At 51.5% G+C, this 25,005-nt stretch carries 23 protein-coding genes; 11 read left to right on the forward strand and 12 right to left on the reverse strand.

Annotated elements, in window-relative coordinates; genetic code table 11:
* Positions 1–45: 45 nt before the first annotated feature.
* Together nadA and pnuC are read left to right on the forward strand one after the other, a co-directional pair.
* The gene (gene nadA / locus OGX86_RS17195) at positions 46–1,089 is read left to right on the forward strand and encodes a quinolinate synthase NadA (RefSeq protein WP_128316631.1); all 1,044 of its coding nucleotides are present in this window, start codon (positions 46–48) and stop codon (positions 1,087–1,089) included.
* A gap of 26 nt (positions 1,090–1,115) precedes the next feature.
* The gene (pnuC, locus tag OGX86_RS17200; RefSeq protein ID WP_048214653.1) at positions 1,116–1,835 is read left to right on the forward strand and encodes a nicotinamide riboside transporter PnuC; all 720 of its coding nucleotides are present in this window, start codon (positions 1,116–1,118) and stop codon (positions 1,833–1,835) included.
* Here pnuC and zitB read toward each other — a convergent pair.
* A complete protein-coding gene (zitB, locus tag OGX86_RS17205) occupies positions 1,832–2,773 on the reverse strand; it encodes a CDF family zinc transporter ZitB (RefSeq protein ID WP_136391641.1) in 942 nt (313 codons plus the stop codon). The genes pnuC and zitB overlap by 4 nt on opposite strands.
* A 113-nt stretch (positions 2,774–2,886) precedes the next feature.
* The gene (locus tag OGX86_RS17210) at positions 2,887–3,261 is read right to left on the reverse strand and encodes a YbgS-like family protein (protein WP_003022994.1); all 375 of its coding nucleotides are present in this window, start codon (positions 3,259–3,261) and stop codon (positions 2,887–2,889) included.
* Between the two features lie 317 nt (positions 3,262–3,578).
* On the opposite strand from OGX86_RS17210, the gene aroG reads away from it, so the two are divergent.
* Positions 3,579–4,631, forward strand: coding sequence for a 3-deoxy-7-phosphoheptulonate synthase AroG (aroG, locus tag OGX86_RS17215; RefSeq protein WP_003831449.1), 1,053 nt, complete (start codon positions 3,579–3,581; stop codon positions 4,629–4,631).
* A gap of 108 nt (positions 4,632–4,739) precedes the next feature.
* Here aroG and gpmA read toward each other — a convergent pair whose 3' ends face one another.
* The 7 genes from gpmA to modE all read right to left on the reverse strand — a co-directional run bounded on the left by gpmA (position 4,740) and on the right by modE (position 12,529).
* Positions 4,740–5,492: a 2,3-diphosphoglycerate-dependent phosphoglycerate mutase gene (gene gpmA, locus OGX86_RS17220; RefSeq protein WP_003022999.1), complete on the reverse strand. Its 753-nt coding sequence runs from the start codon at positions 5,490–5,492 to the stop codon at positions 4,740–4,742.
* Positions 5,493–5,724: 232 nt separating this feature from the next.
* A complete protein-coding gene (gene galM, locus OGX86_RS17225) occupies positions 5,725–6,765 on the reverse strand; it encodes a galactose-1-epimerase (protein ID WP_286640311.1) in 1,041 nt (346 codons plus the stop codon).
* Positions 6,759–7,907 carry a galactokinase gene (gene galK, locus OGX86_RS17230; RefSeq protein ID WP_286640312.1) on the reverse strand — a complete coding sequence of 383 codons (1,149 nt, stop codon included), beginning with the start codon at positions 7,905–7,907 and terminating at the stop codon, positions 6,759–6,761. Before galK ends, galM begins: the two co-directional genes overlap by 7 nt.
* Before the next feature lie 3 nt (positions 7,908–7,910).
* The gene (gene galT / locus OGX86_RS17235; protein WP_032942745.1) at positions 7,911–8,957 is read right to left on the reverse strand and encodes a galactose-1-phosphate uridylyltransferase; all 1,047 of its coding nucleotides are present in this window, start codon (positions 8,955–8,957) and stop codon (positions 7,911–7,913) included.
* 9 nt (positions 8,958–8,966) lie between these two features.
* Positions 8,967–9,983 carry a UDP-glucose 4-epimerase GalE gene (galE, locus tag OGX86_RS17240; RefSeq protein ID WP_003831462.1) on the reverse strand — a complete coding sequence of 339 codons (1,017 nt, stop codon included), beginning with the start codon at positions 9,981–9,983 and terminating at the stop codon, positions 8,967–8,969.
* Positions 9,984–10,200: 217 nt separating this feature from the next.
* Positions 10,201–11,673 (reverse strand): molybdate ABC transporter ATP-binding protein ModF, encoded by a 1,473-nt coding sequence (modF, locus tag OGX86_RS17245; protein ID WP_048226056.1) that lies wholly within the window; start codon positions 11,671–11,673, stop codon positions 10,201–10,203.
* Between the two features lie 67 nt (positions 11,674–11,740).
* The gene (gene modE / locus OGX86_RS17250; RefSeq protein WP_032942748.1) at positions 11,741–12,529 is read right to left on the reverse strand and encodes a molybdenum-dependent transcriptional regulator; all 789 of its coding nucleotides are present in this window, start codon (positions 12,527–12,529) and stop codon (positions 11,741–11,743) included.
* A 129-nt stretch (positions 12,530–12,658) separates the two neighbouring features.
* Here modE and OGX86_RS17255 point away from each other — a divergent pair, with 129 nt between their 5' ends.
* The 4 genes from OGX86_RS17255 to modC all read left to right on the forward strand — a co-directional run bounded on the left by OGX86_RS17255 (position 12,659) and on the right by modC (position 15,516).
* A complete protein-coding gene (locus OGX86_RS17255; protein ID WP_020996536.1) occupies positions 12,659–12,808 on the forward strand; it encodes an AcrZ family multidrug efflux pump-associated protein in 150 nt (49 codons plus the stop codon).
* 184 nt (positions 12,809–12,992) lie between these two features.
* Positions 12,993–13,766: a molybdate ABC transporter substrate-binding protein gene (gene modA, locus OGX86_RS17260; RefSeq protein ID WP_286640313.1), complete on the forward strand. Its 774-nt coding sequence runs from the start codon at positions 12,993–12,995 to the stop codon at positions 13,764–13,766.
* Complete coding sequence (modB, locus tag OGX86_RS17265; RefSeq protein WP_008784169.1) at positions 13,766–14,455, forward strand: molybdate ABC transporter permease subunit; 690 nt, start codon at positions 13,766–13,768, stop codon at positions 14,453–14,455. Before modA ends, modB begins: the two co-directional genes overlap by 1 nt.
* 2 nt (positions 14,456–14,457) lie before the next feature.
* Entirely contained in the window at positions 14,458–15,516 is a 1,059-nt protein-coding gene (gene modC, locus OGX86_RS17270) for a molybdenum ABC transporter ATP-binding protein ModC (RefSeq protein WP_286640314.1), read from the forward strand.
* On the opposite strand, the gene OGX86_RS17275 is transcribed toward modC, so the two are convergent.
* A complete protein-coding gene (locus tag OGX86_RS17275; protein WP_008784170.1) occupies positions 15,517–16,335 on the reverse strand; it encodes a pyridoxal phosphatase in 819 nt (272 codons plus the stop codon). It lies immediately after the preceding gene.
* Positions 16,336–16,500: 165 nt separating this feature from the next.
* On the opposite strand from OGX86_RS17275, the gene pgl reads away from it, so the two are divergent.
* The gene (gene pgl / locus OGX86_RS17280) at positions 16,501–17,496 is read left to right on the forward strand and encodes a 6-phosphogluconolactonase (protein WP_020996535.1); all 996 of its coding nucleotides are present in this window, start codon (positions 16,501–16,503) and stop codon (positions 17,494–17,496) included.
* Positions 17,497–17,555: 59 nt separating this feature from the next.
* Here pgl and OGX86_RS17285 read toward each other — a convergent pair whose 3' ends face one another.
* Positions 17,556–18,503, reverse strand: a complete 948-nt coding sequence (locus OGX86_RS17285; protein ID WP_168978489.1) for a LysR family transcriptional regulator — start codon at positions 18,501–18,503, stop codon at positions 17,556–17,558.
* Positions 18,504–18,681: 178 nt separating this feature from the next.
* On the opposite strand from OGX86_RS17285, the gene OGX86_RS17290 reads away from it, so the two are divergent.
* From OGX86_RS17290 to OGX86_RS17300, 3 genes are all read left to right on the forward strand, one after another.
* Positions 18,682–19,734, forward strand: coding sequence for a 4-oxalomesaconate tautomerase (locus tag OGX86_RS17290; RefSeq protein ID WP_048214644.1), 1,053 nt, complete (start codon positions 18,682–18,684; stop codon positions 19,732–19,734).
* A 79-nt stretch (positions 19,735–19,813) separates the two neighbouring features.
* Positions 19,814–21,247 (forward strand): anion permease, encoded by a 1,434-nt coding sequence (locus OGX86_RS17295; RefSeq protein ID WP_048214643.1) that lies wholly within the window; start codon positions 19,814–19,816, stop codon positions 21,245–21,247.
* Positions 21,248–21,315: 68 nt separating this feature from the next.
* Positions 21,316–23,580, forward strand: a complete 2,265-nt coding sequence (locus tag OGX86_RS17300; RefSeq protein WP_286640315.1) for a hydratase — start codon at positions 21,316–21,318, stop codon at positions 23,578–23,580.
* A gap of 95 nt (positions 23,581–23,675) precedes the next feature.
* On the opposite strand, the gene OGX86_RS17305 is transcribed toward OGX86_RS17300, so the two are convergent.
* Positions 23,676–24,959 (reverse strand): putative acyl-CoA thioester hydrolase, encoded by a 1,284-nt coding sequence (locus OGX86_RS17305; RefSeq protein ID WP_048216339.1) that lies wholly within the window; start codon positions 24,957–24,959, stop codon positions 23,676–23,678.
* Positions 24,960–25,005: the final 46 nt, after the last annotated feature.

The raw sequence follows: 25,005 nt of genomic DNA on the forward strand, positions 1-25,005 counted from the left end.
CTTTTAATCGGTTATTTCGTTAAGCCAGTAAAACGAGAAAGCAAGATGAGCGTGATGTTTGATCCAGAAGCAGCAATTTATCCGTTTCCGCCGAAGCCAGCCACGCTGAGTGTGGATGAAAAGCAATTTTATCGTGAAAAAATCAAGCGCCTGCTGAAAGAGCGTGATGCCGTTATGGTCGCGCACTATTACACCGATCCCGAAATTCAGCAGTTGGCCGAAGAGACCGGTGGTTGTATTTCTGATTCTCTGGAGATGGCGCGTTTCGGCTCAAAACATTCTGCCTCTACGCTGTTGGTTGCAGGCGTGAGGTTTATGGGGGAAACCGCCAAAATCCTCAGCCCGGAAAAGACCATCCTGATGCCGACCCTACAGGCGGAATGCTCATTAGATCTGGGCTGTCCGATTGATGCGTTCAGCGCGTTTTGCGATGCGCACCCCGATCGTACCGTGGTGGTTTACGCCAATACCTCAGCCGCCGTTAAAGCACGTGCGGACTGGGTCGTCACATCCAGTATCGCGGTAGAACTTATTGAGCATCTTGATAGTTTAGGTGAAAAAATCATCTGGGCTCCGGACAGACATCTGGGCAACTACGTCCAAAAACAGACCGGTGCAGACGTTCTTTGTTGGCAGGGGGCCTGTATCGTCCACGACGAATTTAAGACTCAGGCTTTAACACGCATGAAAGGGCTTTACCCTGATGCCGCGGTGTTGGTGCACCCGGAGTCCCCTCAGTCTATCGTTGATATGGCCGATGCGGTTGGCTCAACCAGCCAGTTAATCAATGCCGCTAAATCGTTACCGCATCAACGGCTGATTGTGGCGACTGACCGGGGCATATTTTACAAAATGCAGCAGGCCGTTCCGGATAAAGAATTGCTTGAAGCACCGACGGCTGGTGAGGGGGCAACCTGCCGCAGCTGTGCGCATTGTCCGTGGATGGCGATGAACGGCCTCAAGGCGATTGCTGAGGGCCTGGAACAAGGCGGAGCGGCTCATGAGATACATGTTGATGCTGCGCTGCGAGAAGGGGCGTTGTTGCCGTTAAACCGCATGTTGGAATTTGCGGCTACACTTCGAGCTTAATTACTATTTTTGCTCTGGGGGAAAAGATGGACTTTTTTAGCACGCAGAACATTCTGGTACATATTCCGATTGGCGCTGGCGGTTACGATCTGTCGTGGATCGAAGCTGTGGGGACGATCGCTGGGTTGCTGTGTATTGGCCTGGCGAGCCTTGAGAAAATCAGCAATTACTTCTTCGGCCTGATAAACGTCACGCTGTTTGCGATTATCTTCTTTCAGATCCAGCTCTATGCAAGCCTGTTGCTGCAAGTTTTCTTCTTTGCCGCCAACATCTACGGCTGGTATGCCTGGTCCAGGCAAACCAACCAGCATGAAGCGGAACTGAAAATTCGCTGGCTGCCGTTACCAAAAGCGATCGGCTGGCTGGCGGCTTGCGTGGTGGCGATCGGCCTGATGTCGGTCTATATCGATCTGGTCTTTGCGTTCCTGACCCGCATTGCGGTGAACATTATGCAGGCATTAGGATTGCAGGTTGTTGTGCCTGAGTTGCAACCCGATGCATTCCCGTTCTGGGACTCCTGCATGATGGTGTTGTCGATTGCGGCGATGATCCTGATGACGCGTAAGTACGTTGAAAACTGGCTGCTGTGGGTGATCATTAACGTAATAAGCGTAGTGATTTTCGCCCTGCAAGGCGTATATGCCATGTCGCTGGAATATGTGATCCTGACGGTTATCGCCCTGAACGGTAGCAGAATGTGGATTAACAGCGCGCGCGAGCGGGGTTCCCACGCGCTGTCCCATTAATGGTGATGGTGTGAATGGCCGGATACCCCCTGATACAGGTGGCAGTCCGGCCCATTACACGGCTGATACTCCATCTGGATCGTGGCGTGTTCAATCTGGTAGTGATGGATAAGGAAATGCTGAATACGCTCCAGCAGCGCGTCGTGATCGTGCGGCGGGACCACCTGCACATGCAGCGTCATTACCGGTTTTTCACCCACCATCCAGACATGGACATGGTGCACATTGCGGACTTCGGGGATATCCCGGCTGAGATGGCGCTGCAGTGCGGCGATATCCAGCGTCAGCGGGGCGCCTTCCAGTAATTCATTAACGCTATCCTTTAACAGTCGCCAGGCGCTACGCAGTACCAGCACGGAAACCAGAATCGAGAGAATCGGGTCCGCAGGCGTCCAGTCCGTCCAGATAATAATCAGCGCAGCGATGATCGCCCCGACCGAGCCGAGTAAATCGCCCATCACATGTAGTGCCGCGGCGCGGACGTTCAGGTTTTTCTCCTCACTGCCGCGGTGTAGAACCCAAAAAGCCAGCACGTTAGCCAGTAAACCCGCGACAGCTATAACCATCATCATGCCGCCAGCCACGGGGCGGGGCGTATGGAAGCGCTCAATGGCTTCCCAGACGATTAAAATGGTGATCACGACCAATGCGATGGCATTAACAAACGCGGCCAGTGTCGTGAGCCTCAGCCAGCCGAAGGTGTGTCGTATTGTGGGCGGGCGATGGGAAAACCGGACGGCCAGTAGCGCAAAAAGGAGCGCTGCGGCATCAGTGAGCATATGCCCGGCATCGGCCAACAAGGCCAGTGAACCTGAAAGTATTCCACCCACCACTTCAACCAACATAAATCCGGCTGTAATGCAGAATGCAAACATCAAGCGGCGGGCATTATTGTCCTTGGGTTGCTCAGAAGAAGTATGAGTATGCGAGTGCGCCATTATGCCATCCCTTTGTTATTCTCATCTTTACTGTATGCCATCATACCGTTTTTGGGATGATAAAATTAAAAAGGAGAGCTATTGCTCTCCCATTATTAGCTTTATTTTCAGCGTTACTGCGTAGTGCCATCAGTTTTTGTCTCAGCATCATTGTTAATGCCGTTTCCGGTCTCAACCTTCTTATTCACATCAGGGCAGCGACCGTCCTTACACATGGTGTTTTTGTGCATCTCATCTTTGGTCATCCCTTCATGGTTCATTGATGAACCGTTCGGGTGCAGCATTGTGCCACCCGAATTCACGTTACTGTTGTCGACATTATTTGGTGCCACGTTTTCGCGTGCGTCTGGGGCGACCTGACCGGCATCCGCCGAGGAATTTGCCTGGCCGTTATTGGACTGCGTATTGGTTTCAGCTGCCAGCGCCGCGCCGCTGGCGAGGCTGAGTGTAGCGGTAAGAAAGAGTGAAGCCAGCTTTGTCATATGCATAATATGCTCCTGTTATGGTCGATATGTCGGATAACGTCTTCCAACAGTGCATGTGCCAGTTACATCATCAATATGTGGTTAATAGTTTTGCCAGAGAAATTAAACCCAGCATAGAATCTTGAAATTTATGAAAATTAAAGCTGTTACAGTTATAAATTGTAGGTTGGATCTCGTTTTTCGCTACTTTATTGCGTTTTTTTGGCCAATTCCAGGATTAATCCGTCCAAAGTGTAAAACCCCGTTTACACTTTATGACTGAAGATATAGATTGGAGGGATTGCATTCATTTATATAAGTATGGCAACGCTGGAATAATCATGAATTATCAGAACGACGATTTACGCATTAAAGAGATCAACGAGTTATTACCGCCAGTCGCATTGTTGGAAAAATTCCCCGCTACTGAAAATGCCGCCAATACGGTGGCTCATGCCCGTAAGGCGATTCATAAAATCCTGAAAGGGAGTGACGATCGCCTGCTGGTAGTGATTGGGCCTTGCTCTATTCATGATCCGGCAGCTGCTAAAGAGTATGCCGCTCGCCTGCTGGCGTTGCGTGAAGAGTTAAAAGGCGAGCTTGAAATCGTTATGCGCGTCTATTTTGAAAAACCGCGAACTACCGTAGGCTGGAAAGGGCTTATCAACGATCCGCACATGGACAACAGCTTCCAGATCAACGATGGGCTGCGCATTGCGCGTAAACTGCTGCTGGATATCAATGACAGCGGATTGCCTGCAGCGGGTGAATTCCTCGATATGATTACGCCGCAATACCTCGCCGACCTGATGAGCTGGGGCGCGATTGGGGCACGTACCACAGAATCTCAGGTGCATCGCGAATTGGCGTCTGGTCTGTCCTGCCCGGTTGGCTTTAAAAACGGTACTGATGGCACGATAAAAGTAGCGATTGATGCGATTAACGCCGCAGGAGCGCCGCACTGCTTCCTGTCTGTGACCAAATGGGGTCATTCGGCGATCGTAAATACCAGTGGTAATGGCGATTGCCATATTATTTTGCGTGGCGGCAAAGAGCCGAACTACAGCGCTCAGCACGTTGCCGACGTGAAAGAAGGTCTGATCAAAGCAGGGCTTTCAGCGCAGGTGATGATCGACTTTAGCCATGCCAACTCCAGCAAGCAGTTCAAAAAGCAGATGGATGTCGCGAAAGATGTTTGCGGACAAGTTGCTGGGGGCGAAAAAGCAATTATTGGCGTGATGATCGAAAGCCATCTGGTAGAAGGTAATCAGAACCCGGATAGCGGTGAGCCGCTGACTTACGGTAAGAGCATCACCGACGCCTGCATTGGCTGGGAAGATACCGATGCGGTGTTGCGCCAGCTGGCGGATGCAGTAAAAGCGCGCCGCGGTTAAAAAATTCATCCGGGCTACGCTCGGTAGGCCGGATAAGGCAACGCCGTCATCCGACAATAAAAAAGCGTGGAGCATTCCACGCTTTTTTCGTTTGACCCGGGATGAAAATTACTTCGCTTTACCCTGGTTCGCAACGGCTGCCGCTTTTGCTGCGATCTCGTCAGCGTTACCCAGATAGTAGTGTTTGATTGGTTTGAAGTTTTCGTCGAACTCATATACCAGCGGTACGCCGGTTGGGATGTTCAGTTCAAGGATCTCATCTTCGCCCATGTTATCCAGGTATTTAACCAGCGCACGCAGAGAGTTACCGTGAGCGGCGATAATTACGCGCTCACCGCTTTTCATGCGCGGCAGAATGGTTTCGTTCCAGTAGGGGATAACGCGATCGATGGTCAGCGCCAGGCTTTCGGTAACCGGTAACTCTTTGTCGGTCAACTTCGCATAGCGCGGATCGTGACCCGGATAACGCTCGTCATCTTTGGTCAGTTCTGGTGGCGTTACCGCAAAGCCGCGACGCCATTGCTTAACCTGCTCGTCACCGTATTTTTCAGCGGTTTCCGCTTTGTTCAGACCCTGCAGCGCGCCGTAATGACGTTCGTTCAGTTTCCAGGATTTTTCAACCGGCAGCCAGGCCTGATCCAGTTCGTCCAGTACGTTCCACAGGGTGTGGATGGCACGTTTCAGCACAGAGGTATAAGCAAAATCGAAGCTGTAGCCTTCTTCTTTCAGCAGTTTACCTGCCGCTTTTGCTTCGCCCACGCCTTTCTCTGACAGATCAACGTCATACCAACCGGTAAAACGGTTTTCGTTGTTCCACTGACTTTCACCGTGACGTACCAGAACCAGCTTAGTTACAGCCATACACTCACTCCTATAAATCATATTGAATGATAATAATTCTCATTATATTGCCGTAAAGCGTCAGCGGCAATGCTTACGCATAACCATAGCGAAAATAGCGCCACAGTGTAAGGTTCTTGTGAATTCAAGGTTGCGATTTTGTCTTTGAGTGGTGGGGATTTGAGCGGTTCTACTGTGATAAACAAATAACAGGCCCGCTACGTTACGTCATCGGGCCTGTGAGGGGAAAGGATCAGACTGGAATAAACTGATATTCCGTCACGCTGGCATACTCTTCACCCGGGCGTAAGAAGCAGTCCGGCTGCTGCCACTCTGGATGGTTTGGGCTGTCCGGGAGAAACTCACTTTCCAGCGCCAGACCTTGCCAGTCTTCGTAGGCGTTTGGTCCGCGAGATGGTGTACCGCCGAGGAAGTTGCCGGAGTAAAACTGCAATGCCGGGGCGGAGGTGTATACCACCATCTGCAGTTTTTCATCCTGGGACCACAGTCGAGCGACCGGTGTACGCGCATTGCCCTGTGCCTGAAGCAGGAAGGCGTGATCGTAACCTTTCACCTTGCGCTGATCGTCATCGGCAAGAAATTCACTGCTGATGATTTTAGGCGTGCGGAAATCGAAAGTGCTATCAGCTACGGATTTCAGCCCGTCATGCGGGATGCCCATTTCGTCTACGGGTAAATACTCGTCCGCCAGAATTTGCAGCTTGTGCTGGCGCACATCTGTTTTGTCACCGTCTAGATTAAAATAGACATGATTCGTCAAATTTACCGGGCAGGGCTTATCGACCGTGGCGCGGTAGGTTATCGAAATACGATTATCGTCAGTCAGGCGATACTGCGCGGTGGCGCAAAGATTACCAGGGAAACCCTGGTCGCCATCGTCAGACGTTAAGGCAAACAGCACCTGACGGTCATTCTGATTCACTATCTGCCAGCGACGTTTGTCGAAACCGTTCGGTCCGCCGTGCAGTTGGTTGTTGCCCTGACTTGGTTCCAACTCAACGGTTTCGCCGGCAAAGGTATAGCGGCTGTTGGCGATACGGTTAGCGTAGCGACCAATTGAAGCGCCCAGAAACGCAGCCTGCTCCGGGTATTGTTCCGGACTGGCGCACCCGAGTAATGCTTCGCGCACGCTACCATCGCTAAGCGGAATACGTGCAGAGAGCAGCGTTGCGCCCCAGTCCATGAGCGTGACGACCATCCCTGCGTCATTGCGCAGGGTGAGCAGGCGAAACGGCTGACCGTCCGGAGCCTGCACAGGGATTTCGCTTAACATTGTCCTGCTCCTTGTGAAGGTTTGCAGACGTAGAATGTTTCTTTGATACCGGTTTTTGCTTCGTATTGTTCCGCGACGGCCTGCTGTACGGCCGGCACCAAATCTTGCGGGATCAGTGCCACGATGCAGCCGCCGAAGCCGCCGCCGGTCATACGGACACCGCCTTTATCGCCGATGGTCGCTTTGACAATCTCGACCAGCGTATCAATTTGCGGCACGGTAATTTCAAAGTCATCGCGCATTGAGGCGTGAGATTCCGCCATCAGCTGGCCCATGCGCAGCAGGTCACCTTTTTCCAGCGCCTGTGCGGCTTCAACGGTACGCGCATTTTCCGTGATCACGTGACGAACGCGTTTGGCGACAATCGGATCCAGTTCGTGAGCAACTGCGCTAAAGGTTTCAAAGCTGACATCACGCAGGGCAGGTTGCTGGAAGAAACGCGCCCCGGTTTCACACTGTTCGCGACGGGTGTTGTACTCGCTACCCACCAACGTACGTTTAAAATTGCTGTTGATGATTACCACCGCCACGCCTTCAGGCATGGAAACGGCTTTGGTGCCCAGCGTACGGCAGTCGATCAGTAGCGCATGATCTTTCTTGCCAAGCGCCGAGATCAACTGATCCATAATGCCGCAGTTACAGCCGACAAACTGGTTTTCAGCTTCCTGGCCGTTCAGGGCAATCTGCGCCCCGTCGAGCGGCAGATGATAAAGCTGCTGGAACACGGTGCCTACTGCCACTTCCAGCGAAGCCGAAGAGCTTAAGCCTGCGCCCTGAGGCACATTACCGCTGATCACCAGATCCGCGCCGCCAAACGCATCGTTGCGTTTTTGCAGATGCTTCACTACGCCACGCACGTAGTTTGACCACTGCTGGCTGTCATGAGCGATAATCGGCGCATCAAGCGAGAACTCATCAACCTGATTATCGTAATCAGCGGCGATCACACGGACTTTTCGATCGTCGCGTGCCGCACAGCTAATCACGGTTTGATAGTCGATAGCGCAGGGCAGAACGAAACCGTCGTTATAATCGGTATGTTCACCGATCAGGTTCACACGACCCGGTGCCTGAATAGTATGGGTGGCAGGGTAGCCAAATGTTTCAGCAAACAGAGATTGTGTTTTTTCTTTCAGACTCATTATTTAAACTCCGGATTCGCGAAAATGGATGTCGCTGACCGCACGCAGTCGTTCAGCCGCTTGTTCTGCCGTCAGGTCGCGCTGGGTTTCTGCCAGCATTTCATATCCGACCATAAATTTACGCACGGTTGCGGAACGCAGCAGCGGTGGATAAAAGTGTGCGTGCAACTGCCAGTGTTGGTTTTCTTCTCCGTTAAACGGCGCGCCGTGCCAGCCCATGGAGTAGGGGAATGAGCACTGGAACAGATTGTCGTAACGACTGGTCAGTTTTTTCAACGCCAGCGCCAGATCAGCGCGCTGTTCGTCGGTCAAATCGGTGATACGCAGAACATGCGCTTTCGGCAGCAGCAGCGTTTCGAACGGCCATGCCGCCCAGTAGGGCACGACTGCCAGCCAATGCTCAGTTTCAACGACCGTCCGACTACCGTCCGCCAGCTCACGCTGGACGTAATCAACGAGCATCGGCGCGCCTTGTTCGGCGAAGTATGCTTTCTGCAGGCGATCTTCACGTTCGGCTTCGTTAGGCAAAAAGCTGTTGGCCCAAATTTGTCCGTGTGGGTGCGGGTTCGAGCACCCCATCGCTGCGCCTTTATTCTCAAATACCTGCACCCAGGGATAGGTTTTGCCTAAGTCTTCAGTCTGCTCCTGCCACGTTTTCACTATTTCTGTTAGCGCAGGGACGCTGAGTTCCGGCAGCGTTTTGCTGTGATCGGGCGAGAAGCAAATTACACGGCTGGTACCGCGCGCGCTCTGGCATCGCATCAACGGATCGTGACTGTCCGGCGCGTCCGGGGTATCGGACATCAGCGCTGCAAAGTCATTGGTAAAGACATAGGTCCCGGTGTAATCCGGGTTTTTGTCGCCGGTAACGCGCGTATTGCCAGCGCACAGGAAGCAGTCCGGGTCATGTGCAGGCAGTACCTGCTTAGACGGAGTTTCCTGCGCCCCTTGCCACGGGCGTTTGGCGCGATGTGGTGATACGAGGATCCACTGCCCGGTGAGCGGGTTAAAACGGCGATGTGGATGATCGACAGGATTGAATTGCGTCATGATTGGTCCTTAATCCGAATATCCCTGCGGGTGGCGTGACTGCCAGTGCCAGGTATCTTGTGCCATTTCATCCAGTGTGCGGGTCACGCGCCAGTTGAGCTCGCGATCGGCTTTGCTGGCATCCGCCCAGTAGGCCGGAAGATCGCCATCACGGCGCGGGGCGAAATGGTAATTCACCGGTTTACCGCAAGCTTTGCTGAAGGCGTTGACCACGTCCAGCACGCTGCTGCCGATGCCTGCACCGAGGTTGTAAATATGTACGCCCTGTTTACCCGCCAGTTTTTCCATGGCAGCAACGTGGCCGTCGGCGAGATCCATCACGTGGATGTAGTCGCGTACGCCGGTGCCATCTTCAGTAGGGTAGTCATTGCCAAATATGGCAAGAGACTCGCGGCGGCCAACGGCAACCTGCGCGATGTAAGGCATCAGGTTGTTTGGAATACCTTGCGGATCTTCCCCCATATCTCCCGATGGATGAGCGCCAACCGGGTTAAAGTAGCGCAGCAGGGCAATGCTCCAGTCGGGCTGCGCTTTTTGCAGATCGGTCAGGATCTGTTCCACCATCAGCTTGCTTTTGCCGTACGGACTTTGCGGCGTGCCGGTGGGGAAGCTTTCAACGTAAGGAATTTGCGGCTGATCGCCATAGACGGTCGCGGAGGAGCTGAAAATGAAGTTTTTCACGTTAGCAGCGCGCATTGCATTCACCAGACGCAGAGTGCCGTTGACGTTGTTGTCATAGTACTCCAGCGGTTTGGCAACGGATTCTCCAACGGCTTTTAAACCGGCAAAATGGATGACCGTATCAATGGCATGATCGTGCAGAATTTCGGTTATCAGCGCTTCGTTACGGATGTCTCCTTCCACGAAGGTCGGATGCTTGCCGCCTAAACGCTCAATGACGGGCAGTACGCTGCGCTTGCTGTTGCAGAGATTGTCCAGGATCACCACTTCGTGACCGTTTTTCAGCAACTGCACGCAAGTGTGGCTTCCAATGTAACCGCTACCACCTGTAACCAATACTCTCATAATTCGCTCCGTTAAGCCTATGGTATGCAATAACCATAGCATAACAAAGATGCGAAAAGTGTGACACGGAATAAATTAGTGGAATCGTTTACACTCCGGTGTTTTCACTCGATACTGCCAGTTACTTTATTATAAATCATTATGTTAGGTTGTTATTTCAGCACTTGTCTGAAAAAAAAGCAGAAAAAAGGGCGTGATAAACGCCCTGGCATGAAAATTAACGCAGAGAGGTTTGTCGATAGGCGTAGATATCACCCTCGGGTACAAACTCTAGCCGATGGGTAATGCAGGCAGGGGCATCTTCGGCGTGATGAGAGACAAACAAAAGCTGAGTTTCACCTTCACCGATCAGGACATCCACAAACCGACGGATCAGTTGACGGTTGAGCGGATCTAATCCTTGCAACGGTTCATCGAGGATCAGCAACGTAGGATGTTTCACCAGTGCACGAACAATCAATGCCAGCCGCTGCTGCCCCCAGGAAAGACTATGAAATGGTGCATCCGCGGTATGTTTATCGATGCCCAGAATATCCAGCCACTGTTGTACCAGCTTGTGCTGCCTGTCGGAGACGGCCTGATAAATGCCGATTGAATCGAAATAACCGGAGAGAATAACGTTGCGAACTGTCGTGCTTACCCGGTAATCCAGATGCAGGCTGCTGCTGACATAGCCAATATGTTTTTTGATATCCCAGATAGTTTCACCGCTGCCCCGGCGGCGGCCAAACAGGGTCAGGTCGTTGCTATATCCCTGGGGATGATCGCCGGTGATTAAACTGAGCAGGGTTGATTTCCCCGCACCGTTGGGGCCGATGATTTGCCAGTGTTCCCCCGGATTTACCCGCCAGCTCAGATGATGCAGGATAGGGCGATCGTTATACGAGACGGTGCCGTCGTTAAGCACAATGCGCGGCTCGTTATCTGACAGCGTGTGGCGCACCGAAGGCTCATCCGGTTCGGGTAACTGGATGCCTTCCAGCCGCTCGCTATGGGCAAGCTGAGCGATTAATGCCTGTTGCAGAAGGTCGGGTTTTGCACCGGTTTCCGTCAGCGTGCAGTCGGCAAGTACGCCGGCAAACTGCACGAACTCAGGAATTTCATCAAAGCGATTAAGCACCAGTACCAACGTTAAACCGGCCTGGTGCAACTCAGCGAGCAACTCTGCTAACTGGCGACGGGACGCCACGTCCAGCCCGTCAAAGGGTTCATCAAGGATCAGTAAATCCGGTGTGGACATTAATGCCTGGCAGAGTAGGGTTTTGCGCGTTTCACCGGTGGAAAGGTATTTGAAACGCCTGTTAAGTAGGGATGAAATGCCAAACTGCTGCGCCAGTGCAGCGCAGCGGGCGGGGTCGTGAACTTCGTCCTGAATGATTTCTGCGGTAGTGCGCCCGGTGTCGTCTTCACCGGGACTAAGAAGATCGGTGTTGTTTCGCTGCCACTCGTCGCTGACCAGCTTTTGTAGCTGCTCAAAAGAGAGTCGGGTAATACGTGTGAACTGACAGTGACGTTCGCCTTTCAGAAGCGGTAACTCGCCCGCCAGCGCGCGGGCCAGCGCAGATTTCCCGCTGCCGTTAGAGCCAACAAACGCCCAGCTATCACCCGCGTTTAACGTCAACGCATCTAACTGGAGCGTTTTTGTGTCGCTAAGACGAAACGTGCCTTGCGAAATTTGCAACGATGACATTTTGTATCCCATTATTTGCAGCGATGAATAACAGGGATACGTGTTCTTCAGGCTGATGTCAATTAACTCAGCACAGTGTGGCGATAATCACCCTGTCCGCATTAAAATATGCTGTGACGTTAGCGCCTTCCGTTAATGTGTGGGCCTGCTCTATCGGCAAAGTCGCGCACAGCGTCTGGCCGTCTGGCAAGGTCATCAACACTTCACACTGCTCCGCTCCGCGTTCGATATGGCTAATCGTGCCCTGCAACTGGTTATCGGCGGCCTGAGCGATCGCGTCGTCCTGAGTGATTCCCACCCATGGCGCTTTCAACAGAATCAGTACTTCTTTGCCTTCTTCAAGCCCGAGACGCTCGCCGCTTTGCGCAGTGATTGCCACTTTCAGGCGCGTTTCGCCATCCGCCAGCAGCACGTCGACATGCTGTTGAACCTGATCGTGGTCGCGGGCGGTAATGGTGCCAAACCACTGGTTACGGGCGCTGGTTTGCAGCGAAAAGCGAGAGATCGCTGCCAGCAGGCTATTGAGTGGCAGGGCATCGTCATCGCTCAAAACATCGAAGGCTTTCTGTTGGATTTGCGCTAATAAATCATACAACTGGATTAAGCGTTGGCCGTAGCGCGTTAACACCGCGCCGCCGCCGCCTTTGCCGCCAGTGGCGCGCTCAACCAGCGTCTGCTCGCTGAGCTGATTCATTTCGTTAATCGCATCCCAGGCGCTTTTATAGCTGATACCTGCATCCTTCGCGCCCTGACTGATGGAGCCGGAAAGCGCAATGTGCTTAAGCAGAGAAATGCGACGGGGATCGGCAAACAGTTTTTGCTGAAGTTTCAGCGTAAGAAGGATTTCGGCCTGCATCACAAGCTCCTGGCAAAAGGGGTATTGTGACGGAAAACCGCGCGCGCGCAAAGCCAACCGCACAAAAGGGGAGTGCTTTTCTGTGTTATGTGGTTAGAATACAACTAAGGACTATATCTGGAGTTGACCATGTTAGAGTTATTGAAAAGTCTGGTATTCGCCGTAATTATGGTTCCTGTGGTGATGGCTGTCATCCTGGGGCTGATTTACGGACTGGGTGAAGTGTTCAACATCTTCTCCTCTATCGGTCAGAAAGACCAGTCCAGACAGAATCATTGATTCCCCAAACGCCCGCTCAGTCGGGCGTTTATATTTTTTGCCTGCCAACTCGTTTTCTCAAGATCTTGCTTTCCCTGCCGATATTTTCTTTGTGTAACCTCTAATTGGTATCAATAACCACTGGGAAAATCCTGGTTTACTCGTTATATTTTCGCCTACATAACGAAACACAAAGGAGTTACAGATGGCACGTACATGGTTACGCTTGTTTGCAGGGGCAACACTTTCTCTTACCGTGGCCGGGCATGCGCTGGCGGATGAAGGAAAGATTACCGTTTTTGCAGCGGCTTCGCTGACCAACGCGATGCAGGACATTGCAACGCAATATAAAAAAGAGAAGAACGTTGATGTTGTCTCCTCTTTTGCTTCTTCTTCCACGCTGGTGCGTCAGATTGAAGCAGGCGCACCGGCCGATCTGTTTATTTCTGCCGATCAGAAATGGATGGATTATGCGGTAGACAAAAAATCGATTGATACCGCCACGCGTGCAACGCTGTTGGGTAACAGTCTGGTGGTGGTTGCGCCGAAAGCCAGCGCGCAGAAAGACTTCACCATTGACAGCAAAACCAACTGGACCAGTCTGTTGAATGGTGGACGCCTGGCTGTCGGCGATCCGGAACATGTTCCGGCGGGCATTTATGCCAAAGAAGCGCTGCAAAAACTGGGTGCATGGGATACCCTGGCCCCGAAACTGGCTCCTGCTGAAGACGTGCGCGGTGCGCTGGCGCTGGTAGAGCGTAACGAAGCGCCGCTGGGGATCGTCTATGGTTCCGATGCTGTCGCCAGTAAGGGCGTAAAAGTTGTTGCGACTTTCCCGGAAGATTCGCACAAAAAAGTGGAATACCCTATCGCGATTGTTGATGGGCACAAAAACGCAACGGTTAGCGCGTTCTATGATTATCTGAAAGGACCGCAGGCTGCTGAAATCTTTAAACGTTATGGATTTACGACCAAGTAATGATACTGACCGATCCTGAATGGCAGGCAGTCATCCTGAGCCTGAAAGTTTCTTCCCTGGCTGTGTTGTTTAGTTTGCCGTTTGGGATCTTCTTTGCCTGGCTGCTTGTGCGATGCAAGTTTCCGGGCAAAGCGCTGCTCGACAGCGTCCTGCATTTGCCACTGGTTCTGCCGCCGGTCGTGGTAGGCTATCTGCTGCTGGTCGCCATGGGGCGGCGCGGATTCATTGGCGAATGGTTGTACGACTGGTTTGGCATTACCTTTGCCTTTAGCTGGCGCGGAGCTGTGCTGGCTGCGGCGGTGATGTCTTTTCCTCTGATGGTACGGGCAATTCGTCTGGCTCTGGAAGGTGTCGACGTCAAGCTGGAGCAGGCGGCCCGCACGCTGGGAGCCGGACGCTGGCGTGTATTCATGACGATTACGCTACCGCTGATGCTGCCCGGCATTATTGTCGGTACGGTGCTGGCGTTCGCGCGTTCCCTCGGGGAATTTGGCGCAACCATTACTTTTGTTTCCAACATTCCTGGCGAAACCCGCACTATTCCTTCGGCGATGTATACCCTGATCCAGACTCCCGGCGGCGAAAGCGCGGCGGCGAGGTTGTGTATCATTTCTATTGTGTTGGCGCTGATTTCGCTGCTGATTTCTGAATGGCTGGCGCGTATTAGCCGTGAGCGGACGGGGCGATAATTATGCTGGAACTCAATTTCTCCCAGACGCTGGGGACGCATTGCCTGACGCTCAACGAAACGCTGCCAGCCAGCGGCATCACCGCTATTTTTGGCGTTTCCGGCGCGGGCAAAACCTCACTGATTAACGCCATCAGCGGCCTGACGCAGCCGCAGTCAGGACGCATCGTGCTCAACGGTCGGGTCTTAAACGACGTCGAGAACGGTATCTGTTTAACGCCGGAAAAACGCCGGGTGGGCTATGTTTTCCAGGATGCGCGCCTGTTCCCGCACTATAAAGTGCGCGGCAACCTGCGTTACGGAATGGCGAAAAGCATGGCCGGACAGTTTGATAAGCTGGTGTCGCTGTTGGGCATTGAACCGCTGCTTGACCGTTTGCCCGGCGGTCTTTCTGGCGGTGAAAAGCAGCGTGTCGCCATCGGTCGGGCGCTGCTGACCGCGCCTGAGTTATTGCTGCTTGATGAGCCGTTAGCCTCGCTGGATATACCGCGTAAACGCGAACTGCTGCCTTACCTGCAACGCCTTGCACGTGAAATTAATATTCCGATGCTGTACGTCAGCCACTCGCTTGATGAGATTTTGCACCTGGCGGATAAAGTGATGGTGCTGGAGAACGGGCAGGTCAAAGCGTTTGGTTCGCTGGAAGATGTCTGGGGCAGCAGCGTGATGCACCCCTGGCTGCCTAAGGAACAGCAAAGCAGTATTCTGAAAGTCAGCGTGCTGGAACATCATCCACACTATGCGATGACCGCGCTGGCGCTCGGCGATCAGCATCTGTGGGTCAATAAGCTGGAGCAACCGATGCAAACCGCGCTGCGTATTCGTATTCAGGCCTCTGATGTTTCACTGGTGCTCCAACCCCCCCAGCAGACCAGTATTCGTAACGTTCTCCGGGCAAAAGTCGCGCAATGTTATGACGATAACGGTCAGGTGGAAGTTCAGCTTGAGGTGGGCGGTAAGACGCTGTGGGCAAGGATCAGCCCGTGGGCCAGGGATGAACTGGGTATCAAACCTGGCCTGTGGCTGTACGCGCAAATTAAGAGCGTATCGATTACTGCCTGATTACAGCAGGTGGGAGTAGATAAATTTCGCAATGCTGTCTGTGGTGTTGTCACCAATCACGATGTTGGCGCGGGCTTTGACCGCGTCATCCGCGTTGCCCATCGCCACCCCGGTACCTGCGGCTTCCAGCATGCTGATGTCGTTAAAGTTATCGCCAAAGGCAATCACGTTTTCCATTGACCCGCCCTGTGCTTCAATCCACTGGGTCAGGCGTCGTCCTTTGCTGTTGCCTTTACGGGCAATGTCGACCTGATCGTGCCAGGACCATTCACACTCCAGCCCCAGCTGTTGCTCGACGTGCCGACCAAACTGCTGCAATTTCGGAATATCTTCATCGGTCAGGGCAAATTTCCAGACGGCGTTAACGTCATGCGCGGCCTGCGCCAGCGAAGGAACCTGGGTGAAGGTCGGGCGCTGTTCCGGCGGCAGAGTTTGTGCCCAGTTAGCGGTACGCACCACATGCCCGGTTGGGCGCTCATACAGCATGGCCTCATCCACATACATCAGCCCGTGGATCTGATGTTCATCCAGCATTTCGATCAGCTGTAATGCCTGGTCAACCGGGAGGGGATCGGATTCCAGTACCTTTTTTGCCTGATAATCATACAAGTAGGTACCGTTACAGCAAATTGCAGGTGTATCCAGCGCCAGTGCCTGATAAAAAGGATGAATAGCAACGTGATGGCGACCTGTGACAATGATAAGTTGGTAGCCTGCTTCTCTGGCGCGCGAGAGCGCTTCGAGAGAGGATGGCAGCAAGGTTTTTTTCGGGGTCAACAGGGTACCGTCTAAATCCAGGGCAATCACGCGTGCGGTCATAGTTTTTTCCAGATTAAGGTTGAGAATTTTGTCTGCTGGAATGGTACACCGAGACGGGAGCCGGACAAAATTCTGAGCCTTAATTAAGCATTCACCGTTAAAAGCGTCTACCTTAGGCGTGTGTCAGGCAATTGCAGCCACCTGCCAAAAAGCAAAGGAGTATTCATGAAGCAAACCGTTTATACCGCCAGCCCTGAAAGTCAGCAAATCCACGTCTGGAGCCTGAATCACGATGGTTCTCTGACGCTGACGCAGGTGGTTGATGTACCGGGTCAGGTACAGCCGATGGTCGTCAGCCCGGATAAGCGTTACCTCTATGTTGGTGTGCGCCCGGAGTTTCGCGTGTTGGCTTATCGTATTGCGCCTGATGACGGAGCGCTGACCTTCGCGGCAGAGTCTGCGCTGCCGGGTAGCCCGACGCATATTTCTACCGATCATCAGGGACGTTTCGTGTTCGTAGGCTCTTATAATGCGGGTAGCGTGAGCGTCACGCGTCTGGAAGATGGCCTGCCGGTGGAACTGGTTGACGTGGTAGAAGGTCTGGATGGTTGCCACTCAGCCAACATCTCTCCGGATAACCGTACCCTGTGGGTTCCGGCGTTGAAACAGGATCGTATCTGCCTGTTTGACGTTAGCGATGATGGCCATCTGGTTGCGCAGGAACCAGCTGAAGTGACTACCGTTGAAGGCGCGGGCCCGCGTCATATGGCGTTCCATCCGAATAAGCAATATGCCTACTGCGTGAATGAACTGAACAGCTCTGTTGATGTCTGGGAGCTGAAAGATCCTTACGGCAAGATTGAGTGTGTGCAGACGCTGGATATGATGCCTGCTGATTTCGCGGATACCCGTTGGGCAGCAGATATTCACATCACACCGGATGGTCGTCATCTGTATGCCTGTGATCGTACCGCCAGCCTGATTACGGTCTTTAGCGTCTCTGAAGATGGCAGCGTGCTGACCAAAGAAGGTTTCCAGCCTACCGAAACTCAGCCGCGCGGTTTTAATATCGATAACAGAGGTAAATACCTGATTGCAGCCGGGCAAAAATCGCACCATATCGCGGTATACGAGATTGCTGGCGAACAAGGACTGTTGACGGAGAAAGGTCGTTACGCGGTAGGACAAGGCCCGATGTGGGTGGTGGTTAACGCGTACTAAAACGCCAGGCGTTACAAACGATCCGCAATCTTGTGAAGATTGCGGATTTTTTTTGCTTATTAAGCAAACGACATGTTTTCCTGACACTTAGCCACAGATGTCCAAAGGCTATCTGTATCATCTGCCCATAAATTAAGCAGAAGAGAGAAGAAACGTTCAGCGGGAGGGGGGAGGATAGCGTCTTTACGCCGAATAACTCCCAGCGTGCGTCTAATCACAGGCTCAACCAGTGGGATCCCTATCAGCGTTGGATGCGGCGTTTGCGGCATTGCTAACCCTGGTAATGCGGAAACACCTAGTCCAGCTTCAACCAGACCCAGCGAAGTGGACAGATGACGAACCTCGTAAAACCAGTTCAACTTCCACGGTTTGTCGGACAAATGTTGTTCAATCAATAATCGGTTACCGCTTGAGGAACGAACGCCTATCAGTTTGTAATTCAGCAATTCTTGCCACTCAACCAACTGCTTACTCGCGAGCGGATGATCGCGTCGACAAGCCAGAACAAATGGTTCATTAACCAGTGGAGTGAACTCGATAGAGGAATTTGTGATGTTGTTCATGTTTATTCCAAAATCTGCCTCATTACAAAGTACGGATTCCATACAATTATTCGTACCTTGTTCAATAATTCGCACTTTGATATTGGGATATCGTTCATTAAATTTTCCAATTGCCAACGGCAAGAAATAGAAAACCGCGGTAGGAATACAGGCTAATGTCACTATACCGTGATGATGAACATTCATTTCACTGATGTTAAAAATGGTCTCATCCAACGCTCTAATTAATTCTCTGGCTTCAGGTAAAAGCATTGCCCCCGCTTTTGTTAATGTGACTTTGCGAGTTGTTCTTTCAAATAGCTGGGTGTGTAAATACTCTTCCATTTTTTTAATCCTGCGCGTTAATGCAGGTTGCGTAATATTGAGTAACTTGGCGGCATTGTTAAAAGAATCGGACTCTGCCAACGTAACAAATGCCTTCATGCTCGATAGTTCGTGTTTCATTTTGACTCCGGACTCAATCAGGGAAGCCCCTGTCTAAGATGAAAGTGTCCAGTGTATCCGCAATTCATAAATTTTAATTAATAAAAATAAATCACTAATCACACAAACAAAGTCATTAGCCACCCTATTCATGACATGCAACCATGTATGTAGTGGAAATAATATTGAGAGCATTGTTATGAAAAAAATACCTTGCGTTATGATGCGTGGAGGAACCTCCAGGGGTGCATTTTTATTAGCACAAGATTTACCAGAAGAAGAAAAACAGCGGGATGAAATATTGATTGGGATTATGGGTTCTGGCAATGCGTTGGAAATAGATGGCATTGGCGGTGGCAATCCGTTAACCAGTAAAGTCGCGATTATTAGTCTTTCAAACGACCCCAACGCTGATATCGATTATTTATTTGCTCAGGTACTGGTACATGAGCAACGGGTCGATACCACACCCAACTGTGGCAATATGCTTTCCGCCGTTGGTGCGTTTGCTATTGAAAAGGGGTTGATTGCTGCTTCTACGCCGACCACCCGCGTACGCATTCGCAATGTGAACACCAACACGTTTATCGAAGCTGATATACAGACGCCGCATGGTGTTGTTGAGTATGAAGGAACGGTAAGAATTGACGGTGTCCCGGGAACATCGGCCCCTATTGCGTTGACGTTTCTTAATGCCGCAGGTTCTAAAACCGGGCATATTTTTCCGACGGGCCAACACATCGATTATATCAACTCAGTTCCGGTGACCTGTATGGATATGGCGACACCTGTCGTAATTATTCCTGCCGAATACCTTGGGAAAACGGGCTATGAATCAGCGGAAGAACTGGATGCAGACAATGAATTATTGTCGCGCATTGAGTCTATTCGTTTACAGGCCGGTGAAGCTATGGGGTTGGGTGATGTCAGCAATAAGGTTCTCCCAAAACCGATTCTCATCTCTGCACCTCAACACGACGGCGAAATTAATGTTCGTTATTTTATGCCGCACTCTTGCCATAAAGCGCTGGCGATTACCGGGGCGATAGCTATCGCCAGCAGCTGTGTCATTAACGGTACTGTTTCGCGTCAGGTAACGGCGGGGGCGCATTACGGGAATATCACTATCGAACATCCTGGCGGCACTCTTGATATTCATTTAACCAATAAAGGGGATGAACCTGAAACTATCAGAGCTTCGGTTATTCGGACCGCCAGAAAAATATTCGCTGGTGATGTTTTCCTTCCCTGACAGCATTGGCCTCATTTCTCTGCGATCGCAGAAAAACGAAAATACTGTATTGCCTGTACAGATTATTCAGGATTAATAAATGAACGTTAAATCATTATGGAAGCTAATTTTAATATTAGCGATCCCCTGTATTATTGGTTTGATTCCTGCCCCAGCGGGATTAAGTGAACTAGCGTGGGTGCTGTTTGGTATTTATCTTGCGGCCATTGTCGGACTGGTGATCAAACCGTTTCCTGAACCGGTGGTGTTACTGATTGCCGTTGCCGCCTCTATGGTAGTTGTCGGAAATTTAGGCCACGGGGTACTGAAAACCAGCAGTGTGTTGAGCGGTTATGCTTCCGGTACTACGTGGTTGGTTTTCTCGGCATTTACGTTAAGTGCTGCTTTTGTGACGACGGGGCTGGGTAAGCGCATTGCTTATATTCTGATCGGTAAAATTGGTAACACCACGCTTGGTCTTGGCTATGTGACCGTATTCCTTGATCTGGTATTAGCTCCGGCAACACCGTCAAATACCGCGCGAGCGGGAGGAATTGTATTGCCCATTATCAATAGCGTGGCGGTGGCGCTGGGCTCTGAGCCAGATAAGAGCCCGCGCCGTGTCGGTCACTACCTGATGATGACGGTCTATATGGTTACCAAAACGACCAGCTATATGTTTTTTACTGCGATGGCAGGAAACATTCTGGCGTTGAAAATGATCAATGATATCTGTCATTTACAATTGAGCTGGGGGGGATGGGCACTTGCAGCAGCTTTGCCTGGACTGGTTATGCTGTTGGTAACGCCTTTAGTTATCTATTTTATGTATCCCCCTGAAATTAAAAAGGTTGATAACAAAACTATTGCTAAAGCCGGGCTTCAGGATTTAGGGCCAATGAAAGGGCGCGAAAAAATGCTGCTGGGTATCTTCGTCCTTGCGTTATTGGGATGGATTTTCAGTAAAAGCCTTAGCGTTGATGAATCAACGGTAGCGATTGTCGTAATGGGTATGATGCTTTTGTTGGGCGTGGTTACCTGGGATGATGTGGTTAAAAATAAGGGCGGCTGGAATACCTTAATCTGGTATGGCGGTATTATCGGGTTAAGTTCGTTATTATCGAAAGTGAAATTCTTTGACTGGTTAGCCGAACTATTCAAAAACAACCTCGACTTTGGTAATCACGGCAATGTGGCGTTCTTCGTTATTTTGTTCCTGAGCATTATCGTTCGATATTTCTTTGCGTCAGGCAGTGCATATATTGTGGCAATGATGCCGGTATTTGCCATGCTGGCGAATGTCTCCGGCGCACCATTGATGTTAACCGCGCTGGCATTACTCTTCTCTAACTCCTATGGTGGAATGGTCACCCATTATGGCGGTGCCGCGGGTCCGGTTATTTTTGGCGTTGGCTATAACGATATTAAATCGTGGTGGCTGGTGGGAGGCATGCTGACCTTACTGACCTTTATTGTCCATATCACCCTGGGCGTGTGGTGGTGGAGCATGTTGATTAACTGGAACATGCTGTAAACCATAAGCCAGATTCAAATTATTAATTGACTGCGCACTAATATAAGTACGGGATTACGGAGTATCAAATGATTACGTTGTATGAAAAAGGAGTTTATCTCTCCGATAATAATGAAGTTGTAGCTGAGGATTCTTTGCCAGGGCATATCTGCAAAGAGGATGCGAAAAAAGGAACTATAGCGTGGTCGATTCTCTCCGCACATAATACGTCCGGTGATATGAATAAGCTTAAAATTAAGTTTGATTCATTAGCCTCACACGATATTACCTTTGTCGGTATTATTCAGACTGCAAAAGCCTCTGGTATGGAACGTTTTCCGCTGCCGTATGTTCTGACTAACTGCCATAACTCATTATGTGCAGTAGGGGGAACTATTAATGGTGACGATCATATGTTTGGTCTGTCTGCGGCACAGCGTTACGGTGGAATCTTTGTGCCGCCACATATTGCTGTTATCCATCAATACATGCGTGAAATGATGGCGGGCGGCGGCAAAATGATCCTTGGCTCAGACAGCCATACACGTTACGGCGCATTGGGTACGATGGCGGTAGGAGAGGGGGGCGGTGAGCTGGTCAAGCAGCTGCTAAACGACACCTGGGACATTGATTATCCTGACGTCGTTGCCGTTTATCTGACCGGGAAACCCCCAGCAGGTGTTGGTCCACAGGATGTGGTGTTAGCGATCATTGGCGCGGTATTTAAAAATGGCTACGTCAAAAATAAGGTCATGGAGTTTGTCGGCCCTGGTATTCGCCATCTCTCAACGGATTTTCGCAACAGCGTTGATGTTATGACCACCGAAACCACCTGTTTGAGCTCCGTCTGGCAAACGGATGACGAAACTCGCAGTTGGCTGGCATTACACGGTCGCGAACAAGACTATCGCCAGCTCAGTCCGCAGCCTATGGCCTGGTACGACGGTTGCATTCATGTTGATTTGAGTGCGATTAAGCCGATGATTGCGCTGCCATTCCATCCAAGTAATGTCTATGAGATTGATACTCTCAATGAGAATCTGACGGATATTCTCCGGGAGATTGAAGTTGAATCTGCACGTATCGCGCAGGGTAAAGCCAGCCTCTCGTTGTTGGATAAAGTAGAAAATGGCCGCTTAAAAGTACAGCAGGGGATCATTGCTGGATGCTCGGGCGGCAACTATGAAAACGTGATTGCTGCGGCGCAGGCATTACGTGGTCAATCCTGCGGTAATGATGCTTTCTCGCTTGCTGTCTACCCCTCGTCACAACCGGTGTTTATGGATTTAGCACAGAAAGGTGTCGTTACAGATTTACTGGGCGCGGGGGCTGTCATCAGAACCGCATTCTGCGGTCCATGCTTTGGCGCAGGCGACACGCCAATCAACAATGGTCTTAGCATCCGCCATACCACGCGCAACTTCCCTAACCGTGAAGGCTCGAAACCGGGCAATGGTCAAATGTCAGCCGTTGCGCTGATGGATGCGCGATCAATTGCGGCTACGGCAGCCAACGGAGGATTCCTCACTGCTGCGACGGATCTGGACTGCTGGGATACGGTGCCAGACTATGCGTTTAATCCTGCACCTTATAAGAGTCGCGTATACCAGGGATTCGTAAAAGGGGCAACGCAGCAGCCGCTCATTTACGGCCCGAACATTAAAGACTGGCCGGAACTGGGCGCATTAACGGAAAATATTCTGCTGAAAGTAGCCTCGAAGATCCTTGATGATGTGACAACAACGGATGAACTTATCCCGTCCGGTGAAACCTCGTCGTATCGCTCTAATCCACTAGGACTGGCGGAATTTACGCTGTCTCGACGAGATCCTGGGTATGTGGGAAGAAGTAAAGCGACGTCGGAGCTGGAAAAAAGGCGCGTGGAGGAGGGCGATGTCAGCGAACTGGCGTCAGTTTTCGAACGCATCCAACAGATTGCCGGTCAGGAAAATGTGCAACCGTTGGATACTGAGATTGGTAGCATGATTTACGCCGTCAAACCTGGCGATGGCTCGGCGCGCGAGCAGGCGGCGAGCTGTCAGAGAGTGATTGGCGGCCTGGCAAATATTGCCCAGGAATATGCCACCAAGCGTTACCGTTCCAACGTTATCAACTGGGGTATGCTACCGCTCCAGATGGCAGAGCAACCTTCATTTGAAGTGGGTGACTATATCTATATTCCCGGTATTCGCCGCGCGTTAGATGAGTGCAGTAAAGAAATCGAAGCGTATGTGCTTCACGATGATGGTGCGGTGAGTGAAATCAGTGTGTATATGGAAAGTCTGACCGCAGAAGAGCGTGAAATTATTAAGGCAGGGAGTTTGATTAACTTTAATAAGTCGCGTTTGGTGTAACACTAATTGTATGCCGGAGAGGGCGATTTTCGTCGCCATCCGGCACATTGCCCGGCAGAGCATGAATCTGCCGGGTTTACATCAGAGAATGACGTTTACTGCTTAGGTTCAGCAACCACTTTGCTACCGATACCGCGGTTGTTGTATTCCCACATACGGTTGAAGTTGGTGTCGTTCAGGTTACGCTGGATTTCACCTTTGTCATCTTCCGCACCGGTATTACCGGCAAACGGGCGTTTTGCGATAACGCTGTCAGCCCATGGTTTTGCCATGTTAAAGCCTTCGTTAATCACGCTGTCACGAATCACGACCTGACCGTTAGTGTTGGAATCGACATCCAGCGAGCGGCCTAACTGCGCCACGCCATCGCCACTTGCCGTGAAGCGACTATTAATCGCCAGGAAACCGTAGTAGATGTTTGACAGGGTAGCCGGTGCGAACACATAGGCTTCCTGCTGGGTACGGGAGTTCACTACGCGGAAATCGGTGTTATCGAACACTACGGCACCGCGACCGGAAACGATATCCACATCGCCTTCAATGTAGCTGTTGGTAACCAGCGTACGCGGCTGACGATCGTTTTCCAGACGGTTTTGTACGCCGCTATTGGTCACGAAGAAGGTATTCTGGCGGCCCAGGATATTGACCTTGTTGATCTGCACTTTATCGCCATCGGTACGCAGTGCAACGGCCGGGTGGTTACCCGCATCAACGCTGTCACCCAGGTTGTTTTCGATGGTCAGGTTCTGCAATTGCAACCCGTTGTTTTGCGACCAGACGACAGCAGAACACATCACGCCAATATTCGTGCCGCGTTTGTTCTGGCAATTATCAAACATATACCACGCAGGTTTACCCGGCATGTATTTACCGGCTGGGTTCACCGTACGACGCCAGTCAGCGGTGCTCATTTCACCGTCAATGGCCTGGCCAATTTTCACATCAAGCGGTTTTTCGCCCATGCCGTACAGCGTCAGGCTACCTGTTGCTGCCGGGATATATACCGTGCCCTGGTACTCGCCTGGCATAATCGCGATGTACTGACGTTTGTTAGTACGTTTGATGATTGCTGCATCAACAGCGGCCTGAATGCTGGTATGGGTGACGCCCTGAGTCCCTGCCGGGCCAACGACGAAGTCAGGCTGTGCAGGCAGAGAAATAGAAGAAGGGCTCCACGGCGCGGTGTTTGGTGTCAGCGCGGAAAAATAGTGCGCAGTAACGAAGTTTTTCGCTTCATTGGCCGACAAAATTGGGCGCGAAGAGGTTCCTGGCGCGGTTTGATCGGAAGGAATTTGATCGGGCGGCGTAGAGCTACAGGCGGTCAGCGTCACGCCAAAAGCCATTGCCAGCGCCAGACGGGAAACTGATGATATGTTCACAGGTTGCTCCGGGCTTTGAAAGTTATCCATTAAAGCCTGCTTTTTT

This window comes from Citrobacter sp. Cpo040, from assembly GCF_030332915.1.
GTDB lineage: Bacteria > Pseudomonadota > Gammaproteobacteria > Enterobacterales > Enterobacteriaceae > Citrobacter > Citrobacter portucalensis.

Excerpts from the sequence above, each read along its gene's own strand:
- nadA (WP_128316631.1), top strand. The coding sequence starts at position 46 with ATGAGCGTGATGTTTGATCCAGAAGCAGCAATTTATCCGTTTCCGCCG.
- pnuC (WP_048214653.1), top strand. The coding sequence starts at position 1,116 with ATGGACTTTTTTAGCACGCAGAACATTCTGGTACATATTCCGATTGGC.
- zitB (WP_136391641.1), bottom strand. The coding sequence starts at position 2,773 with ATGGCGCACTCGCATACTCATACTTCTTCTGAGCAACCCAAGGACAAT.
- OGX86_RS17210 (WP_003022994.1), bottom strand. The coding sequence starts at position 3,261 with ATGCATATGACAAAGCTGGCTTCACTCTTTCTTACCGCTACACTCAGC.
- aroG (WP_003831449.1), top strand. The coding sequence starts at position 3,579 with ATGAATTATCAGAACGACGATTTACGCATTAAAGAGATCAACGAGTTA.
- gpmA (WP_003022999.1), bottom strand. The coding sequence starts at position 5,492 with ATGGCTGTAACTAAGCTGGTTCTGGTACGTCACGGTGAAAGTCAGTGG.
- galM (WP_286640311.1), bottom strand. The coding sequence starts at position 6,765 with ATGTTAAGCGAAATCCCTGTGCAGGCTCCGGACGGTCAGCCGTTTCGC.
- galK (WP_286640312.1), bottom strand. The coding sequence starts at position 7,907 with ATGAGTCTGAAAGAAAAAACACAATCTCTGTTTGCTGAAACATTTGGC.
- galT (WP_032942745.1), bottom strand. The coding sequence starts at position 8,957 with ATGACGCAATTCAATCCTGTCGATCATCCACATCGCCGTTTTAACCCG.
- galE (WP_003831462.1), bottom strand. The coding sequence starts at position 9,983 with ATGAGAGTATTGGTTACAGGTGGTAGCGGTTACATTGGAAGCCACACT.
- modF (WP_048226056.1), bottom strand. The coding sequence starts at position 11,673 with ATGTCATCGTTGCAAATTTCGCAAGGCACGTTTCGTCTTAGCGACACA.
- modE (WP_032942748.1), bottom strand. The coding sequence starts at position 12,529 with ATGCAGGCCGAAATCCTTCTTACGCTGAAACTTCAGCAAAAACTGTTT.
- OGX86_RS17255 (WP_020996536.1), top strand. The coding sequence starts at position 12,659 with ATGTTAGAGTTATTGAAAAGTCTGGTATTCGCCGTAATTATGGTTCCT.
- modA (WP_286640313.1), top strand. The coding sequence starts at position 12,993 with ATGGCACGTACATGGTTACGCTTGTTTGCAGGGGCAACACTTTCTCTT.
- modB (WP_008784169.1), top strand. The coding sequence starts at position 13,766 with ATGATACTGACCGATCCTGAATGGCAGGCAGTCATCCTGAGCCTGAAA.
- modC (WP_286640314.1), top strand. The coding sequence starts at position 14,458 with ATGCTGGAACTCAATTTCTCCCAGACGCTGGGGACGCATTGCCTGACG.
- OGX86_RS17275 (WP_008784170.1), bottom strand. The coding sequence starts at position 16,335 with ATGACCGCACGCGTGATTGCCCTGGATTTAGACGGTACCCTGTTGACC.
- pgl (WP_020996535.1), top strand. The coding sequence starts at position 16,501 with ATGAAGCAAACCGTTTATACCGCCAGCCCTGAAAGTCAGCAAATCCAC.
- OGX86_RS17285 (WP_168978489.1), bottom strand. The coding sequence starts at position 18,503 with ATGAAACACGAACTATCGAGCATGAAGGCATTTGTTACGTTGGCAGAG.
- OGX86_RS17290 (WP_048214644.1), top strand. The coding sequence starts at position 18,682 with ATGAAAAAAATACCTTGCGTTATGATGCGTGGAGGAACCTCCAGGGGT.
- OGX86_RS17295 (WP_048214643.1), top strand. The coding sequence starts at position 19,814 with ATGAACGTTAAATCATTATGGAAGCTAATTTTAATATTAGCGATCCCC.
- OGX86_RS17300 (WP_286640315.1), top strand. The coding sequence starts at position 21,316 with ATGATTACGTTGTATGAAAAAGGAGTTTATCTCTCCGATAATAATGAA.